General features: G+C 55.9%; 1 protein-coding gene. It reads left to right on the top strand.

Annotated features, from left to right (window positions below; all coding sequences use genetic code 11):
* Positions 1 to 541, top strand: a 541-nt coding sequence (aac(6')-Ib, locus tag OKB77_RS24005) for an AAC(6')-Ib family aminoglycoside 6'-N-acetyltransferase (RefSeq protein WP_065764034.1), incomplete at its 5' end; no start/stop codon positions are given.
* Positions 542 to 603: the final 62 nt, after the last annotated feature.

The following is a 603-nucleotide window of genomic DNA, read 5'->3' as shown; positions in this document are numbered from 1 at the left end:
CGATTCCGTCACACTGCGCCTCATGACTGAGCATGACCTTGCGATGCTCTATGAGTGGCTAAATCGATCTCATATCGTCGAGTGGTGGGGCGGAGAAGAAGCACGCCCGACACTTGCTGACGTACAGGAACAGTACTTGCCAAGCGTTTTAGCGCAAGAGTCCGTCACTCCATACATTGCAATGCTGAATGGAGAGCCGATTGGGTATGCCCAGTCGTACGTTGCTCTTGGAAGCGGGGACGGATGGTGGGAAGAAGAAACCGATCCAGGAGTACGCGGAATAGACCAGTCACTGGCGAATGCATCACAACTGGGCAAAGGCTTGGGAACCAAGCTGGTTCGAGCTCTGGTTGAGTTGCTGTTCAATGATCCCGAGGTCACCAAGATCCAAACGGACCCGTCGCCGAGCAACTTGCGAGCGATCCGATGCTACGAGAAAGCGGGGTTTGAGAGGCAAGGTACCGTAACCACCCCAGATGGTCCAGCCGTGTACATGGTTCAAACACGCCAGGCATTCGAGCGAACACGCAGTGATGCCTAACCCTTCCATCGAGGGGGACGTCCAAGGGCTGGCGCCCTTGGCCGCCCCTCATGTCAAACGTT

The organism is Aeromonas sp. Y318-3 (genome assembly GCF_027706185.1).
GTDB lineage: Bacteria > Pseudomonadota > Gammaproteobacteria > Enterobacterales > Aeromonadaceae > Aeromonas > Aeromonas veronii.
The sequence above is the reverse complement of the archived record's forward strand: the minus strand, read 5'-3'. Positions and strand labels throughout refer to the sequence as shown.